Below are 1326 nucleotides of genomic sequence, written 5' to 3'. Positions count from 1 at the left end.
CGGCGTGACCTTTGGCGGGCGCTACGACCACAGCCCCATCATCGTGCGCGACGGCACCACCGCCCCGCCCGATGCGGCCAACACCTATGCGCCATGTGCCACCCCCGGTGGCCGCCCACCGCACGCATGGCTGCCCGATGGCCGTTCGCTGTTTGACAGCTTCAACTTCGAATGGACCTTGTTGGTGTTGGGGACGCTCTCCCCCAGCACCCAAGCTTTTGAAAGCACGGCCCGCGCCATGGGCCTGGATTTGCAAGTGGTGCGCCACGACAGTGCCGAGCTGTTGGCGCTTTACGAAGCCCCCATGACCTTGATCCGCCCCGACCAAATCGTGGCTTGGCGCGGCCACGATGATGCCCAAGCCCAGGCCGTTCTTTCGCAAGCCCTGGGGCATGCGCCGGTTTGAGTATCCTTGTCGGGTTCTCCAATCAACCACACCCTTGACCCCATGCACACGCGCTTAGACACCCCCGACAAAGAAGCCATCGCCCTGCTCCCGACTTTTGAGCGCTTGGGGCTGGACCGCATCACCTTGGTGAGCACGGGTGAGCAAGCCCGCCAAGCCCAGGCGCAATTGATGCAAGCGACTGCGTGGGGTTTTGACACCGAATCCAAACCCACCTTCAAAGTGGGGGAAGCCTCGGAGGGGCCGCATGTGTTGCAACTGTCCACCGCCGAGCGCGCCTGGGTGTTCCAGCTGCACGAGGCCGAGTGCTGCGCCGTGGCCGCCCAGCTGTTGGCCTGCCCCGGCATCGTGAAAGCGGGCTTCGGTTTGGGGGACGACCGCAAGCGCATCGTTCACAAACTGGGCATCGAGCCACAAGGCATTTTGGAGCTCAACACCATCTTTCACCAGCGCGGCTACCGCAAAGACATGGGGGTCAAAGGCGCGGTGGCGGTGTTGTTCAAGCAGTGCTTCACCAAGTCCAAAAAAGCCGCCACCAGCAATTGGGCCCAGCCCCGCTTGAGCGAGTCGCAATTGGTCTACGCCGCCAACGACGCTTATGCGGCCATCCGGGTGTGGCAGGCTTTGGGGCTTTGAATCCTGCGACAAGCAGGGTTCATCCACTCACCACAACTGGCGCAAAACACCCGCTTGCAAACGCCAAGCGGCGCTGGCCATCGCTTGGGCTTCGGCTTCGTCGTGGGTCACCAACACAGCACGCATGCCGTGTTCGGCAATGTGGTGGGCAAATTCTTCGCGCAGGCTCACCCGCAGCTCGGAGTCCAGCGCCGAAAAAGGCTCGTCCAACAGCAAGCCGCGGGGTTGGGTGATCAACGCTCGGGCCAGGGCCACGCGCTGTTGCTCGCCCCCCGACAACGTGC

General features: G+C 63.3%; 2 protein-coding genes and 1 pseudogene. 2 read left to right on the top strand and 1 reads right to left on the bottom strand.

What is annotated here, in order from left to right; all coding sequences use genetic code 11:
* A pseudogene (locus Q0341_RS06125) lies at window positions 1-406 on the top strand (hypothetical protein); the annotation flags it as partial.
* A 42-nt stretch (window positions 407-448) separates the two neighbouring features.
* Window positions 449-1042, top strand: a complete 594-nt coding sequence (locus Q0341_RS06120; RefSeq protein WP_299511245.1) for a 3'-5' exonuclease — start codon at window positions 449-451, stop codon at window positions 1040-1042.
* A 27-nt stretch (window positions 1043-1069) separates the two neighbouring features.
* Here Q0341_RS06120 and Q0341_RS06115 read toward each other — a convergent pair.
* Window positions 1070-1326: ATP-binding cassette domain-containing protein (locus tag Q0341_RS06115; protein WP_299511243.1), on the bottom strand; the 257-nt coding region annotated here is incomplete at its 5' end.

This window comes from uncultured Limnohabitans sp. (genome assembly GCF_937889215.1).
Classification (GTDB): Bacteria; Pseudomonadota; Gammaproteobacteria; order Burkholderiales; family Burkholderiaceae_C; genus Limnohabitans_A.
The sequence above is the reverse complement of the archived record's forward strand: the minus strand, read 5'-3'. Positions and strand labels throughout refer to the sequence as shown.

Excerpts from the sequence above, each read along its gene's own strand:
- Q0341_RS06120 (WP_299511245.1), top strand. The coding sequence starts at position 449 with ATGCACACGCGCTTAGACACCCCCGACAAAGAAGCCATCGCCCTGCTC.